This is a genomic window from Nonomuraea sp. NPDC050643 (genome assembly GCF_040654715.1).
Classification (GTDB): domain Bacteria; phylum Actinomycetota; class Actinomycetes; order Streptosporangiales; family Streptosporangiaceae; genus Nonomuraea.
Genome location: NZ_JBFAIM010000089.1, coordinates 1 through 15,611, shown reverse-complemented (window position 1 = coordinate 15,611; position 15,611 = coordinate 1). Strand labels below are relative to the sequence as shown.

At 71.8% G+C, this 15,611-nt stretch carries 15 protein-coding genes; 14 read left to right on the top strand and 1 reads right to left on the bottom strand.

Annotated features, from left to right (window positions below):
* Positions 1-20 precede the first annotated feature (20 nt).
* The 3 genes from AB0I15_RS59295 to AB0I15_RS59285 are packed head-to-tail and all read left to right on the top strand — an operon-like array spanning position 21 to position 3,723.
* Positions 21-1,313 (top strand): YcaO-like family protein, encoded by a 1,293-nt coding sequence (locus AB0I15_RS59295; RefSeq protein ID WP_358117954.1) that lies wholly within the window; start codon positions 21-23, stop codon positions 1,311-1,313.
* A gap of 5 nt (positions 1,314-1,318) precedes the next feature.
* Positions 1,319-1,906 carry a TOMM precursor leader peptide-binding protein gene (locus tag AB0I15_RS59290; protein WP_358117951.1) on the top strand — a complete coding sequence of 196 codons (588 nt, stop codon included), beginning with the start codon at positions 1,319-1,321 and terminating at the stop codon, positions 1,904-1,906.
* Complete coding sequence (locus AB0I15_RS59285; RefSeq protein ID WP_358117948.1) at positions 1,903-3,723, top strand: hypothetical protein; 1,821 nt, start codon at positions 1,903-1,905, stop codon at positions 3,721-3,723. Before AB0I15_RS59290 ends, AB0I15_RS59285 begins: the two co-directional genes overlap by 4 nt.
* On the opposite strand, the gene AB0I15_RS59280 is transcribed toward AB0I15_RS59285, so the two are convergent.
* Positions 3,654-5,387, bottom strand: coding sequence for a urocanate hydratase (locus tag AB0I15_RS59280; protein ID WP_358117945.1), 1,734 nt, complete (start codon positions 5,385-5,387; stop codon positions 3,654-3,656). The two genes, AB0I15_RS59285 and AB0I15_RS59280, sit on opposite strands and share 70 nt — an antisense overlap.
* Before the next feature lie 23 nt (positions 5,388-5,410).
* On the opposite strand from AB0I15_RS59280, the gene AB0I15_RS59275 reads away from it, so the two are divergent.
* From AB0I15_RS59275 to AB0I15_RS59225, 11 genes are all read left to right on the top strand, one after another.
* Positions 5,411-6,127: a GntR family transcriptional regulator gene (locus AB0I15_RS59275; protein WP_358117942.1), complete on the top strand. Its 717-nt coding sequence runs from the start codon at positions 5,411-5,413 to the stop codon at positions 6,125-6,127.
* A complete protein-coding gene (locus AB0I15_RS59270; RefSeq protein ID WP_358117939.1) occupies positions 6,124-7,002 on the top strand; it encodes a 3-hydroxyacyl-CoA dehydrogenase NAD-binding domain-containing protein in 879 nt (292 codons plus the stop codon). The genes AB0I15_RS59275 and AB0I15_RS59270 overlap by 4 nt, the downstream gene beginning before the upstream one ends.
* Positions 6,999-8,477 carry an aromatic amino acid ammonia-lyase gene (locus tag AB0I15_RS59265; protein ID WP_358117936.1) on the top strand — a complete coding sequence of 493 codons (1,479 nt, stop codon included), beginning with the start codon at positions 6,999-7,001 and terminating at the stop codon, positions 8,475-8,477. Before AB0I15_RS59270 ends, AB0I15_RS59265 begins: the two co-directional genes overlap by 4 nt.
* 21 nt (positions 8,478-8,498) lie before the next feature.
* Positions 8,499-8,981: a hypothetical protein gene (locus AB0I15_RS59260; RefSeq protein WP_358117933.1), complete on the top strand. Its 483-nt coding sequence runs from the start codon at positions 8,499-8,501 to the stop codon at positions 8,979-8,981.
* Between the two features lie 69 nt (positions 8,982-9,050).
* A complete protein-coding gene (locus tag AB0I15_RS59255; protein WP_358117930.1) occupies positions 9,051-10,157 on the top strand; it encodes an ATP-binding cassette domain-containing protein in 1,107 nt (368 codons plus the stop codon).
* Positions 10,154-10,783 (top strand): ABC transporter permease, encoded by a 630-nt coding sequence (locus AB0I15_RS59250; RefSeq protein WP_358117927.1) that lies wholly within the window; start codon positions 10,154-10,156, stop codon positions 10,781-10,783. The genes AB0I15_RS59255 and AB0I15_RS59250 overlap by 4 nt, the downstream gene beginning before the upstream one ends.
* 4 nt (positions 10,784-10,787) lie before the next feature.
* Complete coding sequence (locus AB0I15_RS59245) at positions 10,788-11,474, top strand: ABC transporter permease (RefSeq protein WP_358117924.1); 687 nt, start codon at positions 10,788-10,790, stop codon at positions 11,472-11,474.
* Complete coding sequence (locus tag AB0I15_RS59240; RefSeq protein WP_358117921.1) at positions 11,467-12,387, top strand: ABC transporter substrate-binding protein; 921 nt, start codon at positions 11,467-11,469, stop codon at positions 12,385-12,387. Before AB0I15_RS59245 ends, AB0I15_RS59240 begins: the two co-directional genes overlap by 8 nt.
* Positions 12,356-13,210 carry a MurR/RpiR family transcriptional regulator gene (locus AB0I15_RS59235; protein WP_358117919.1) on the top strand — a complete coding sequence of 285 codons (855 nt, stop codon included), beginning with the start codon at positions 12,356-12,358 and terminating at the stop codon, positions 13,208-13,210. Before AB0I15_RS59240 ends, AB0I15_RS59235 begins: the two co-directional genes overlap by 32 nt.
* Positions 13,211-13,507: 297 nt before the next feature.
* Complete coding sequence (locus AB0I15_RS59230; protein WP_358117916.1) at positions 13,508-14,863, top strand: M23 family metallopeptidase; 1,356 nt, start codon at positions 13,508-13,510, stop codon at positions 14,861-14,863.
* 11 nt (positions 14,864-14,874) lie between these two features.
* Positions 14,875-15,611, top strand: a 737-nt coding sequence (locus AB0I15_RS59225; protein WP_358117914.1) for a hypothetical protein, incomplete at its 3' end; no start/stop codon positions are given.

Sequence of the window (15,611 nt, the reverse complement as noted above, 5' to 3'; positions counted from 1 at the left end):
ACATGGAAGGGAGTGCCCCGATGGCGGAGCCGTCCGCCCTGATGGAACTGGCCGGGCCCTTCGGCGCGGTCGGCCACCCGCAGCGGATCGCCACCGACGGCTGGATGCCGAACGAATGCTCGATCTACGCGGCGTTCACCGGGAACCCGTCCGCGGTGATCGGCCCGTACCGGCCGGACGCGCGCGCCGGCTACGGCACGGGCCGGGCGTACGACGATCCGGACCGAGCCCGCCTGCTCGCGGTCGCCGAGGCGCTGGAGCGGTACGCGGGGCTCGTCGTCGACGAGCGGAGGCTCACCCTGGCCTCCGCGTACGAGCTGGGGTCCGGCGCCCTGGATCTCGACCGGGTGCCCCGATGTTCGGCCCGGGAGCTGAGCAGAGCCGGATGCCCCGTCCAGGCCGCCGACAGGACGCGGCCCATCCGCTGGACCGAGGCCACGGACCTGCACACCGGCCAGGGCCTCCTCGTGCCCGCCGTCATGGCGTTCCTGAAGTTCCCCGAGCTGCGCGCGGAGAACTTCTGGATTCCGATCTCCACCGGCTGCGCGGTGCACCGGTCGTTCGAGGCGGCGGTGGTCGGGGCGATCTGCGAGGTGATCGAACGTGACGCGATCGCGCTGACCTGGCTCCAGCGCCTGGCCCTCCCCCTGCTGGCGGACAGCCGCCTGTCCCCCGCCGCGCGGTCGATCGTCAGGTGGTGCGCGGAGCGCGGGATCGAATCCCATCTGTACGACGCCACCACCGACCTCGGCGTCCCGGTCGTGTACTGCCTGCAGACCACCGAGACCGTGGCGCGGACGGGTCAGCTCGTGGGCGCGGCCTGCGGCTTCGACGTCCACTCCCTCGCCGAGCACGCGCTGCTCGAGACCATGGGACTCAGGCCGGGCATCCAGGCTCGACGCCGGCTCCCGCGAAGGTACGCGGACCACCGGTCGGTGGAGGACGGCGCGGCCGTGATGGCCGGCAGGGCACGGCGCGACGCCTTCCGATTCCTGCTCGACGACCTGGGGGCACGCCCTGTTTCGGCCCTGCTGGACCATGGCCCGGCTTCGGATCGCGAACGCCTCGACTTCCTCCTGCGACGCCTCGCCCGGCTCGACATGACGGCCCTCGCGGTCGATCTCACGACACGTGAACTACGCGACAGCGGCCACGTCGCCGTCCGCGTACTGATTCCCGAGCTGCAGCCGATGTCGGCCCGCCCGCTGGTGCAGTACCGCGGCCACGGCCGGCTCTATTCCGCGCCCGGCCGGATGGGCTTTCGCGCCCACCCTGAACGCCGGCTCAACCCCTACCCGCAACCGATGGCCTGAGGAAGATGACCGCCGACGTACGTATCGTGACCAGTGGCGACTTCGGCTCGTCCGTCGCCGATCACCTCCGTGCCCTGCTGACGCCCGTGGGAGGTCCGGTGCGGATCGCGCGCGAACCGGTGTCCCATCCGCCCGCCTTCCTGGCCGGCGCCGGCCTCTGCGTCCGGGCGGCCTGGCGGGACGTGCGGGCCGAGTTCGAGGCGTTCGCGTCCGCCGCGCGCTCGGCAAGGGTTCCGTGGTTGCCGGTCACCCTGCGGCACCCCTACATCCGGATCGGGCCTGCCGTGGTTTTCGGCCTGGGCCCATGCCACGGCTGCTATCTCACTCGGGCGGGCCAGCACGACCAGGCCGCGGACGCCGTGACCGCGGGGATCGAACAGGCGCTGACGGCGGACCCCCACCTGGGCGTGCGCGGGATTCCGCCGCACCAGTCCATGCTGGCCGCCGGTCTGGCGTTGTCGCTCGCCCGGGAGATGGAGGGGGGCCGTACCGGCACGCTGATGACGATCGACTGCCGCACCGACGAAGTGGCCTCCTGGCGGGTCGTACCGGCCGAGGGATGCCCGGACTGCGATGAAGGAGCCGGTCGATGAGCCGGTATCCGCGCCTCACAGAGGGGCTCGCCTTCGTGCCGGTGCCCGAGGGCTACATCGTCGAGGGCGGGCAGCGGCGGGAGCTCCTCACCGGCAGGCTCGCACGCGGGCTGTTCCCGGACCTGCTCCCCCTGCTGGACGGCACCCGGACCCTCGACCAGATCGGGACCGGCCTCGGCCTGCCGGTCGCGTACGTCAGGAGCGTCGTGTCGCTTCTCGCGCGGCGCGACCTGCTCCGGCTCACCGAGGCCCGCGCCGGCCTCGGAGGGCCCGCCCCGATGCGGACGTTCCTGCGGCGCTCGTTCCCCTCCGCACGAGCGAGCGGCATATGGCGGCGGCTGCAGGCCTCGACCGTCGCCGTCACGGGCGCACCTCCCCTGCGCGACCTGCTCGTGGATCTGCTCCGGCAGTCGGGGGTCGGCACGGTCGACGACGCCCGCGCCACGGCCGGCCTGACCATCAGCGTGCTGAGCGGGGCGGAGACGACGGCCGACCGGCCGGGCCCGCTGCTGCCGGTCCGAGCCGGATCCCGTGCCGTCTCGATCGGCCCGCTGCTCCTGCCCGGCGATCCCGCGCCGCCCGGCGGCCCCGATGCCGGCGGCCCCGATCCGGCTCTGGCAGGTGTGACGGCCGGCGTCGCCGTCGGCGCGGCCCTGCGCCTTCTCGGCGGCCACGGGGATGACGACGAACGGCATCGCGTCATCGACGTCCTGAACGTCGACGGGCAGGTGCGGATCGCCGCCCGGCCGGCCGGAAGCGATCCCCGCGCGTCCGGACACACCGCCTCCGGACACGCTGGCGATGTGGTCATACCGGCCAAGTGGTACCTGACCGAGCGCCGGCTCCCTTCGCGGCGCAGCCCTCACGAGCCGGTACGCGCGATGTCCTGGATGCTGGGCGAGCAGCACCTCGTCCCTTCCGCCGCGCCGGCCGGGGCCATCCGGACGTACCTGCTCGGTGACCTGGCGGACGGAGACCGGGCGTACTTCGTCGATCCGGCGGCCCGCCACCTGGTGGAGCTCACCTCCCCCGTGAGCCGCGACCGCGACGGCGTCACCTTGGTGCTGACGCACGACCTGACCTGGCTGCCCCGCACGTTCCGCGAACCCGGGCTGCGCCTGCTCTACGGCGACACGGGCTTGGCGCTCGCCCAGGTCGCCGACAACGCCCGCCCCGCCGGATGGCGGGCCCGCGTGCGCCGCATCGTGACGCCCGCGCACCCCTGGCCTTCCATGGGCCTCGACCTCGACCTCGACCCGGACCGCGAGCGTGTGGCGGCGGTCGTCGACCTCACGCCCGCCCGGCCGGTCGCGCGTCCGTCCAGGCGCCCCCGGCTGCCCATGAGCCACTGCTTCGGCAACGAGCCGCTCGACCCGGACCGTCTGACGCGGCTGGTCACGAGCGCCTTCGCCCGGGTCCGGGAGGTCTGGGGATCAGGGCCACCGCGCTGTGCCCTGTACACACGCGGCGTCGCCGGCTCGTTCCAGCGGACCGGCGGACCCGATCGCCGGGGTGATCCGAATCCGGCGGATCTCGAAGGACACCTGGGTGATCGAGGACTGTCGCCGTCCGCGGTGCTGCTGTTCACCACGGAGCCGGACGCCGACCTCGAGAACGGGAGCGGCCGTCTCCTGGCGGGAGCGGCGATGGCCGCGGGAACGGTCCGCCTGCTGGCCGCGCGTGCCGGGATCGTCACCGGATTCCTGGCCAGGCTTCCGGAGCGCTTCTCCCTCGATCGCCGGGTGCTCTACGGCTGCGCGCTCGGGCGTCCGTCCGGCGGGCCGGGCGACCCGGCTCCGGCCCGCATCGTCTGGTGACCCCCGGACGGCTGCTCCGCGCCCATCTGGCTCGGGAGGGTGAGGCCGTGCTGGCGGGCCTGGGTCAGCGCCTCCTCGTAGCCGGCGTCGGCGTAGCGGGCGACGCCGAGAGCGGGGTCCGCCCAGAAGACGCGGCGTATCTTGTGTTCGGCCAGCGCGCTGCCGTCGGCGACGACCACCTGGCCGCTGTGGACACTGCGGCCGACGCCGACGCCGCCGCCGTTGCCGACGGCCACCCAGGTCGCGCCCTGGGCGGTGTTGAGCAGGGCGCTGAGGATCGGCCAGTCGGCGATGGCGTCGCTGCCATCGCGCATGTTCTCCGTCTCCCGGGTCGGTGAGGCGACCGAGGCGGGGTCCATGTGGTCGCGGCCGAGCGCGAGCGGGCCGATCTCGCCCCTGCGTACCAGGTCGTTGAGGCGCAGGCCGACGGCGTGGCGCTCGCCGAGGCCGAGCCAGCAGATACGGGCGGGCAGCCCCTGCGGGGTGACACGCTTCCTGGCCAGCGCGAACCAGCGTTCCAGGCCGGGCGTCCCGGCCACCTCCAGGACGGCCTCCTCGCTGCGCCGCAGATCGGCGGGGTCGCCGCTGAGGCAGATCCAGCGATAGGGGCCGACGCCCTTGGCCAGGATCGGCCTGACGTACTCGGCCACGAAGCCGGGGATCTCGGCCGCCCGTTCCGCGCCGGCGGCGACGGCCTGGGCGCGCAGGTTGTTGCCGTACTCGAAGACGACGGTTCCCCGCTCGCGGAGCGCCAGCAGCGCGGCGGCGTGCGCTTTCAGCGTGGCCTGTACGGCGGAGCGGTAGGCGGGAGCGGAGGGGTCCGCTGCCCGCGCCTGGTCGACGTCGTAGCCGAGCGGGAGGTAGCCGCGGTCCAGGTCGTGCGCGGCGGTCTGGTCGGTGGCGACGTCGACGGCGATCCCGTCGGCCACCAGCCTGGGCAGGACGTCGGCGATGTTGCCGACCAGGGCGATGGCGGCCGGGTCGGCCGATCCGGTGAGGTCGGCCACCGCGGCGGCGTAGTCGGGGGCCACGCGGTCGACCCAGCCGGCCGCGAGCCGTCGCTCCACCCGGTCGCGGTCGACGTCGACCAGGAGCGCCCGCCCGCCGAGGTTGGCGATGGCCAGGCCCTGGGCGCCGCCCATCCCGCCGAGTCCGGCGGTGACCACGCGGCGGCCGGTGAGCGTGCCGTCGAAGTGGCGGCGGGCGATCGCCGCGAGGGTTTCGTGGGTGAAGCCGAGGATGCCCTGCGTACCGATGTAGAACCAGGAGGCGGCGGTCATCTGGCCGTACATGGTCAGGCCGGCCTCCTCCAGGCGGCGGAACTCCTCCGGTCCCGACCACGCGGGGACGACCATGCCGGTGGAGATCAGGACGCGCGGCGCGTCCGGGTGGGTGGGCAGGACGAGGACGGGCCTGCCGGACTGGACGATGAGGGTCTCGTCGGGGCCGAGGCGTTCCAGGCCGGAGACGATCGCGTCGACGTCGGCCCAGGAGCGGGCCGCCCGCCCTCGCCCGCCGTACACGATCAGCCGGGCGGAGTCCTCGGCCACCGCCGGGTCGAGCGTGTTGAGCAGGCAGCGCAGCACACCCTCCTGCTCCCAGCCCTTGCAGCGCAGAACGTCGCCTCGGGGCGCCGGCTCCCCCATCCTCTTGATTGCATCCATGGATGCAAAGTAGTCTCCCGGCCATGATTGCGGAACCCCCCGAGCAGCGTCCCGTGCACGGCACGGCGCTGGCCGACGAGATCGCCTTCCGGCTGCGGGCCGAGATCCTTGACGGCAAGCTGCCGGGCGGGGCGCGTCTCCAGCATGAGGAGCTGGCGGTCAGGTTCGGCGTCAGCCGTACCCCGATCAGAGAGGCGCTTCGCCAGCTCAAGGCGATGAACCTGGTGGTGGTGGTGCCCAACAGGGGCGCCACCGTGCGCGTGCCCTCCAGGACCGAGGTGGCCGACGTGTACGAGCTGCGCGCCGACCTGGAGGGGCTCGCCTGCGAGCTGGCCTGCGCCCGCGCCCGCGAGCAGGACCTGGACGAGCTCGATCGGGCGCAGGCCCGGCTGACCGAGGTCGTCGCCGCGGCCGAGCGACTCGGCGAGGCGGAGCTGGACGCGGCCGTCGCCACCTGGAACACGGCCTTCCACCGCTGCGTCCACCAGGCCTCGGGCAACCGCCGTCTGGTGGAGACCATCGAGCAGTTGCGGGCGTTCTTTCCCCGCGACTCCGTCTGGCGAGCGCTCGCCCACGACCACGCGGCGCTGACGACGATGAACGTCACCGAGCACGACACGATCGCCGCGGCTCTGCGCGCACGCGACGCCAGGCGCGCCCGCGGCGCGATGCGCGATCATGTCCAGGGCGCGGGCGAGATCCTCCTCGCCTACCTCGACGACCAGGGGTTCTGGTCATGAGAGCGCTCGTCGTCGGCGGCGGCACGATGGCCGCGGGGATCGCCGCCTGCCTCGCGGCGGCCGGCCTCGACACCGTGGTCCAGGTCAGACGGGCCTCGGTGGTGGACGGGGTGCGCGCCGAGATCGCCCGAAGGGGCGCCGGACGGCCGGTCTCCGTGGTGGCCGGCGAACCAGGAGGTCCGTTCACGCTCGCCGTGGAGTCGATCGCCGAGGATGCCGGGGCCAAGCGCGATGTGCTCGCACGCGCCGAGGCGCTCGTGGCCGAGGACGGGATCGTGACGACCAACACCTCCTCGCTGCGCCTGGCCGACCTGGCGGGCGGGCTGGCCCGCCCTGAACGGTTCGCCGGCTGGCACTGGTTCAACCCCGCCGAGCTCGTCCCGCTGGTGGAGGTGGTCGGCGGGCCGCGGACCGCGCCGGAGACGCTGGAGCACCTCACGGCACTGTCCGAGCGGATCGGCAAGCGGCCGGTGACGGTACGGCGGGACGTGCCCGGCTTCGTCGCCAACCGGCTGCAGTACGCGCTGCTGAGGGAGGCGTACGCGCTGGTCGAGGCGGGGATCTGCACCGTCGCCGACGTCGATCGCGCGGTCGTCGACGGTCTCGGGGCCCGGTGGGCGGCGATCGGGCCGTTCGCCACCATGGACGCGGCGGGGTTGGACGTTCACGAGGCCGTCGTCGAGCAGTTGTTCCCCGTGCTCTCCCGGCGGACGGACGTCCCTGGGCTGCTGCGGCAGGCGCGTGACCGGGGCGAGAGCGGGATGCGGGGCGGAGCCGGACTCCGCGGCGCGTACGGGCCGGACGCGGTGCGCGAGCTCACCCACCGCCGCGACACGATCCTGGCCCTGCTCAACGAGAAGGAGGGACCGCGGTGACCGGGGCTCCGCTGGTGCTGGGGGACGGGCCGCTGCGGCCGGAGGACGTGGTGGCCGTCGCCCACGGCAGGCGGATCGTGCTCGGTCAGGCGGCGAGGGAGCGGATGCTGGCCTCGCGTGCCGTGCTGGAGGCCGCCTTCACGCGCGGCGACGCGGTCTACGGGCTGACCACCGGGGTGGGGGCGATCAAGACCGTCCCGGTGGCCCCGGAGGAGCAGGCGGAGTTCCAGGTCAGGCTGTTGCGCGCGCACCGGGTCGGGCACGGCGAGCTCGCGCCGCCCCCGTTCGTCCGGGCGGTGATGGCGGTCCGCGCCGCGGGCCTGGCCGTCGGCATGGCGGGGGTGCGGCCGGACCTGGCCGAGGCGTTCTGCGCGGCCCTCGACACCCCGGTCACACCTCGTGTCCACCAGCTCGGGTCGATCGGCCAGGCCGACCTCAGCCAGCTCGCCGAGATCGGGCTGGCCCTCATCGGCCATGGCGAGGACGGCGCCGCGCTGGCCGCCGCCGGTTACTCGCCGATCGTGCTCGCGCCGCGCGAGGCGCACGCCATCGTCTGCGCCAACTCCTACTCCGTCGGCGTCGCGTGCCTGGCCCTGCACCGCGCCGACCTGGCGCTGCGCGCGCTGGACGTGTCCGCGGCCACCTCCCTGGAGGCGCTCTGCGGCAACGTGGACGCCCTGCACCCCGCGATAGCCGCCGTCCGCCCGCACCAGGGGGTGGCCATGACCATCGAACGCCTGCACAAGCTGCTGCGTGGCGGCGGGTTACTGACCGGGGCGCGGCGCCCGAGGATGCTCCAGGACCCGCTGGCGTTCAAGGTCGTCCCGCAGACCCACGGCGCCGCTCGGGCCGCGCTGGGGCACTGTCGCGACAACCTCGAAGTCGAGCTCGCCTCCTCCGGTGACAGCCCCATCGTCCTGGCCGGGGAGGACCGGGCCATCTCCACCGGCAACCATGACATCACCCCGGTGGCCATCGGCCTGGACTACGCGCGGCTCGGTCTCGCCCAGGCGGTCACGATCGCGGGCGAGCGGGTGCAGAAGCTGCTCGACGGCTCCTTCACGGGGCTGACCACCGGGCTGCGGCCGGACCCCGACTCCCCCGGCGACGGCCTGGCGATCGTCGCCAACGGCGCCGCCAGCCTGGCCGCCGAGGCCCGGCTGCTGGCCCATCCGGTCACCCTCGAACAGCCGACCAGCGGCATCGCCGCCGGCATCGAGGATCGCATCACCAACGCGCCCACCGCCGCGCGCCGCCTGCACGACATGGCCGGCCTGGCCGTACGACTCGCCGCCGTCGAGCTGATCTGCGCCGCCCAGGCCATCGACCTGCGCGGCATCACCGGTGAGCTCGGCGAGGGAACGCTGCGGGCCTACCAGGCCACCCGCGAGTCGATCCCGTTCACCACGCCGGAGGCCGCCGACGGCGACATCGACGCGCTCCAAAGCTGGCTCACGAGCGACGACCTGCCCTGATACGACCGAGGACGGAGCACGATGCACCTGACCCCCGCAGAATGCGCCGAGCGCGCCCGCCGCGCCGCGGCCGACTTCGACACCGGCACCCTGCCAAGGGAAGGACCGGGCTCCTACGTCCTGCTCTGGTCCGACGAACAGTCGGTCGCCTGGCTCAACACCTGGTGGCAGGGGCGGGACACCGGTTACCACGACCACGACGGCTCCGCGGTCGGCATCTGCGTCCTGGAGGGCAGGGTGACCAACGAGGGGCTGCCGATCGACGGCGTGCGCCGCGTGCGCGCCTACGCCGCCGGCGAGTCGTTCTCGCTTCCCGGCTCGGGCATTCACCGGATGGATCACGAGGCGGGGGCGATCACGATCCACGTCTACTCGCCGCCGCTGCGTGCCATCGGCCACTACGACGTGGTCGACGGGCTGCTGCAACGGGTGCCGGGCCCGCCCGACGAGGGCTCGCCACCCAGCCCGAATCTCCTTGAATCGCTCACATTTACCCAGAATTAACATACTTTGCTGTGAAAGACCCCTTTCATTCAGAATTCTCAGTGAATCTTTCCATTCAAGGGGAAATCCGTGATCCGATTCGAAGCGGTGACCAAGGTCTATCCAGGCGGCACGACCGCCGTGGACGCCCTCGACCTGGAGATGCACGAGGGGGAGACCACCGTCCTGGTGGGTTCGTCCGGCTGCGGGAAGACCACCACCCTTCGAATGATCAACCGGATGATCGAGGCCTCCTCCGGCACGATCACGGTGGACGGGCGGGACGTCGCCACGCTGAACGAGAACACGCTGCGCCGCGGCATCGGTTACGTGATCCAGCAGAGCGGCCTGTTCCCGCACAAGACCGTCCTGGACAACGTGACGACCGTGCCGCGGCTGCTCGGCTGGGACAAGAAACGTACGCGGGCCCGCGCCGAGGAGCTCATGGAGATCGTGGGGCTCCCGCAGGAGATGGCCACCCGATTCCCGCACCAGCTCTCCGGCGGCCAGCAGCAGCGGGTGGGCGTGGCCAGAGCGCTCGCCGCCGACCCGCCCATCCTGCTCATGGACGAGCCGTTCGGCGCCGTCGACCCCGTGGTGCGCACGCTGCTCCAGGATGAGCTGCTCCGCCTGCAGAAGGAACTGCGCAAGACGATCGTCTTCGTCACCCACGACATCGACGAGGCGGTACGGCTCGGCGACCGGATCGCGGTCTTCCGCCAGGGCGGCCGCCTGGTGCAGTACTCCACCCCCGCCGAACTGCTGGCCCACCCCGCCGACGACTTCGTCGCGGAGTTCCTCGGCGCCCAGCGCGGCCTGCGGCTGCTCTCGCTCGGCTCGCTGAAGGAGGTGCCCGCCCTCCCGGTGACGACCGTCGCCCGCGACGCTCCCGCCGAGACGGTGGCCGCGACCGCCGCCGCGGCCGGGATCCGCTGGATGGTCGCGGTCGAGGCGGACGGAAGGCCGCACGCGTGGGTGGACGCCGAAGGCAACAGCCTGCCAGTCGCGACCGTCCGCGACGGCGGCACCCTCCTGGACGCCCTGGAGGCGGTGGTCTCCTCGCCACGAGGCCACGTGGTCCGCGTCGACGCCGAGGGCCGGGTCGCCGGAGTCTCCTCCGAGCGCGACGTGCTGCGGGCCGCCGCGGCGCACCGCTCCGCCGTGATCGGCGACGACGGTCAGGAGGTGGCCACGTGAGATGGTCCTGGTTCGCCGGCCACGTCGACGAGATGGCGGAGCTGACCCTGCAGCACGTGATCACCACGGTGATCTCGGTCGGTTGCGGGCTGCTGATCGCGTTTCCGCTGGCCGTCCTGGCCCACCGGGTCCCCAGGCTGCGCGGGCTCATCCTCGGCGTCACCAGCGTGATCTTCACGGTGCCGTCGATCGCGCTGTTCATCCTGCTGCTGCCGTTCACCGGGCTGAGCCTCACCACCACCGTCATCGGCCTGACCCTCTACTCGCTCGTGGTCCTGGTCCGCAACATCGTCGAAGGGCTCGCCGCGGTCCCGCCGCGCGTCCGCGAGGCCGCCAGAGCCATGGGGTACGGCAGAGCCCGGACCCTCATCGCGATCGAACTGCCGCTGGCCCTACCGGTGATCATGGCCGGGGTCCGCATCGCCACCATCATGACCATCAGCCTCACCAGCGTCGCCCTCGTCATCGGCCAAGGCGCGCTCGGCCAGTTGTTCGCCGACGGGCTGCAGCGGAACTTCGCCGAGCCGATCATCGCGGGCATCGCCCTCACCCTCCTGCTCGCCGTGGTCGCCGACGCCGTCCTGGTGGGCGTCCAGCGTGGCCTCACCCCATGGACGAGGCGGTAACGCCATGCTCGAACTCCTGCGGCAGATCCTGGCCTGGTTCGCCGATCCCGCCCACTGGACCGGGGGCGACGGGCTGCTCGCCCGCCTGGCCGAGCACCTGGAGTACTCCGCGCTCTCCACGCTCGCCGCCGCCCTGATCGCTCTCCCCATCGGGCTGGCCATCGGCCACACGGGACGCGGCGCCTTCCTGGCCATCAACGCCACCGGGTTCGGCCGGGCGCTGCCCACGATCGGCATCGTCACCCTGGTCTTCCTGGTCAGCGGGCTCTCCCTGTGGCCGGTCTACATCGCGCTGGTCGTTCTCGCCGTACCGGCCATCGTGACCAACACCTATGCCGGCATGGCGGCGGTGCCGCGGGAACTGCGGGACGCGGCACGCGGCATGGGCATGACCGGCTGGCAACGGCTGTGGCAGGTCGAGGTGCCCGTCGCCGCGCCGCTGATCCTCGCCGGTATCCGCCTGGCCGCGATCCAGGTCATCGCCACCGCGACGATGGCCGCCTACGTGAGCTTCGGCGGTTTCGGCCGCTACCTCTTCGACGGGCTGGCGCAGCGGGACCTTCCTCAGGTCCTCGCCGGGGCGGCCTCCGTGGCGGTCCTCGCCATCACCACGGACCTCCTGCTCGCCGCACTGCAACGGGCCCTCACCCCCCGGGGACTCCGTGACACCCGAAAGGAAGCACATGCGTAAACTGAGCGTCGGCCTTCTCGGCCTGGTCCTGGCCCTGACCGCCTGCGGCGGCGGCACCACGACGCTGGCCGGCCCGTCCGCCACCACGTCCGCGCCGGGATCGCCGGGCGGCGAGACGATCGTGATCGGCACCGCCAACTTCACCGAGAACGTCACCCTCGGCTACGTGTACGCGGGCCTGCTGAAGAGCAAGGGCTACACGGTGACGGTCAAGCCCAACCTGGGCTCCCGGGAGATCATCTTCCCGGCCCTGAAGAAGGGCGAGATCGACCTTCTGCCGGAATACCAAGGCGCCCTCATGGCCTACCTCGACCCCGACGCCACGTCCTCCGACGGCGACGGCGAGGCCAAGGCGCTGGCCGCCACCCTCCCGCCGGAGCTCAAGATCCTCCCCTACGCGCCGGCGCAGGACCAGACCGTGTGGCTGGTCACCAAGGAGACGGCCGCCAAGCACAACCTGAAGTCGCTGGAGGACCTGGTCAAGATCAGCAAGCAGCTCGTGTACGGCGCGCCGCCTGAGAACAAGACCCGCTTCATCGGCGTGGTCGGCATGAAGAAGCTGTACGGCATCGAGTTCAAGGAGTTCAAGTCTCTCGACGTGGGCGGTCCGCTCGGCAAGGCCGCGCTGAAGAACGGTGACGTGGACGTCGCCGACGGATTCAGCAGCGACCCGGCGATCGCCGACAACGGCTGGATCGTGCTGGAGGACCCCAAGCACCTGGCGCCGACGGAGAACATCGCGCCGCTGGTCCGCGCGGACAAGGTCACCGACAAGCTGACCGCCGCCTTCGTCGGGCTCAACGCCAAGCTCACCACCGACGAGTTGGTCAAGATGAACCGCCGTACCGACGTGGACAAGGAAGACCCCGAGGACGTTGCCGATGAGTGGCTCAAGAGCATGGGACTCGTCTGACGTCCCCGCGCGGCTGAGGGAACTCCTCGACGGGCACCGGCTCTCCCCTTCGCAACGGCGGATCGCCCGCTACCTGCAGGACCATCCTCGCGAGGCGGTCTTCCTCAACGGCATGGACCTGGCCAAGGCGGTCGGCATCAGCCAGCCGTCGGTGACCAGGTTCGTGGCCGCCCTGGGGTTCGCCGGTTTCCCCGAGTTCCGCGACCACCTGCGGGCCGCCGTCACGGACGGCGAGGGCGCCCGCCCCCCGGCGGGCAGCGAGCTGCAGTCCATGGTGGACTCCGAGATCCGCAACCTGGAACGGCTGCGCGACAACCTCGACGATCAGGGACGACTCGCCGAGGCGGCCGCCGCGCTGGCCGCCTCCCGGCCGCTGCCCGTGGTCGGGTTGCGGGTCTCCGCGCCGCTGGCGTCCCTGTTCGGGTTTCTGGCGGCCAAGGCCCACCCCGACGTCCGGGTGATCGACGCGCCGGGGTCGGTGCTGGAGGACCGGCTCAGCCGGGCGGCGGAGGCGGGCGCCACCTGGCTGCTGGCCTTCGGCCTGCCCCGCCATCCCCGCGAGCTGGCCGAAGGGCTGAGCTGGGCGCGGCGGTGCGGGCTGCGGATCGTGCTGGTCACCGACCACGCCGTCAGCAAGGTGGCCGAGCAGGCCGACGTGGTGCTGACCGCGCCGGTGAGCTCCCGGTTCGCCTTCGACTCGCAGGCCGCGCCCACCGTCCTGTGCGCCGCACTGGTGCACATGATGATCAACCTGTTGCCCGCGGCGCCGCTGGAGGACTTCGAGAGCGGGGCCGCGGAGCGCAGGCTCTTCCTGACCGACTGACGGGCGCGCCCTGAGCCGGGACGCATCCCAACGGACCTCCGGCGGATGTCTTCCGCGCAGCGAGCGGCCCGACCGGTGGCGGGCGCAAGCCCTCGACGCCACCGCCCGCACGGGCACCGACCGCCCGGTCATCGCCGACGACATGCCGCGCACCGTACTCCGCCGCGCTCTGCGCATCGGCACCGTCCTCGTGCAGGGCGAGGCACAGCGCAGCTCGTCAGCTCATGCAGTCGTTAAACCCGCGCCATACCGCTGCTCCTTACGGTCGAGTCCGCACCGCGAAAACGCACCGGAATAGTGCACGTCGCATCGCTGGATGAATTCATCTGGAGGAATGGCATGTCCCCATCCGCTTTATGGCGCGGAATCATCGCCACCATGTTCGCCGCCGCGCTCGGAATCGTCGGCCTGACGAGCCCGGCGCTGGCCGTACCGGACTTCCAGCTTCCCTTCCTGTGCGGGCAGAAATGGCAGTTGAACAGCTGGGCGCACGCGCCCGCTCTCGACATGGTCAAGGAGCCCGACCAGCACGGCACCGAAGGCGCCACCCTCATCGCCGCCGCCGGCGGGACCGTCGACCGGTCCTTCCACCACGACAACGGCGGCAACGTCGTACAGATCGACCATGGCGGCGGCTATTTCACCACGTACATCCACCTGCAGTCCCGCGCCGTCTCGGCCGGCGACAGGGTGCGGCAAGGTGCCGTGATCGGCAAGGTCGGCAAGACCGGGGAGCTGTCCAACAACCACCCGCACCTGCACTTCGAACTGGCCCGTGACACCAACGGCGACGGGCACGCCTCGTGGGGCAGCGCCGACTCCGAGCGCATCCGGCCGATCTTCAACGGCGTCACCTATGGCCAGGGCAACGGCATGGAGTGGAACAACGTCGAAAGCCGCAACTGCGGCACCGTGTCCCCGCACGGCGTGGCATCGGTGTACGGGGTGCTGCCGGACGGGCGGTTGACCTACACCTCGATCGACGCGGCCACAGGCGAGCGCACCGCGGGAGCCGAACTGTCGCAGACCTCACTGGGGTTCAAGCCGAAAGCGATGGCGACCTTGAACTTCAACACCCTGCTGGTGACCGAAGACGCCCCCAGCGGCCGGCTGTACCGGGTCGACATCGTATCGGTCAGAGACCAGGTCACCTTCGCCACCCCGGTACTTCTGGGAACCGGATACACCCACGACCACCTGGCCTACGACGGATCGACCTACCTGTTCGGCATCGCCGACGGCGCGTTACGCCGCTACAAGCTCACAACCGACAAACCCGTCCTGGCCGACATCACCGCCAACACCCTGATCGGCAACGGCTTCACCCTCAAAACCCTCACCGCGAGCGCCCCCGGCTGGATCCTGGGAACAACGACGAACGGCCTACTACTCTCCTACAAGATCAACGGCGCCGCCTCATACCAGCGCCACGAACTACGCCAAACCACCTGGCAAGTGTTCGACCACCTGCTCTCACCAGGCGGCGGCGTCTACTACGGCCACAAGAACACCGACGGATCACTACACCGCTACTTCGACCAAGACCCACAAGACGGCCAAGGCGACGACCTCACCGGACAAAGCGCGGTGGACACCGAAGGCTGGACCCAGACACTGCTGTCAGCCAGCCCCGACACCGTCACCAGTTCGTGAGAGGCTCCGCCGTGTTCAGAACCTTGCTGTCGCGCGCTGCCGTCACCACCACCGCTGTGATCGCCTTGATCGGCTTAACCGCCGGGACCCACCCCGCGCTGGGCGAGCCGACGGACCCGCCGATGGAGGCGTCGGACGTCACCGCCTCCTACGCGACGGTCGCCTGCGATCCCGGGGGTGCCACCCCGACCGACGCGGTCCTGGCCTCCCAGCTCAACAGCACGCTCGACGACAAGATGCGCGGCTACATGACCGCCTACCGCGTCTCCTGCGCCCGCAGGGTGATCGAGGGCGTGCATGAGCGCGGACTGCCGAAGCGGGCCGCCGCGATCGCGATCGCCACGACCATCGTCGAGTCCAGCATCCAGAACATCAGCGAGGAGGTCGATCACGACAGTCTGGGACTCTTCCAGCAGCGAGCCTCCTGGGGAAGCAGGACCCAGCGGCTCAACCCGACGTGGGCCACCAACGCCTTCCTCGACAAGATGCTCCGTGTCTACCCGAACGGGGGCTGGCGGACCGCGCCGATCGGCGAGGTGTGCCAGGCCGTCCAGGTGTCGGCCTACCCTGACCGGTACCAGGTCGAGGCCTCCGACGCGCAGATCATCGTCAACACGATCTGGCCCTACATCGACGGTCCGCACGGCGTGGCGTCGGTGTACGGGGTGCTGCCGGACGGGCGGTTGACCTACACCTCGATCGACGCGGCCACAGGCGAGCGCACCGCGGGAGCCGAACTGTCGCAGAC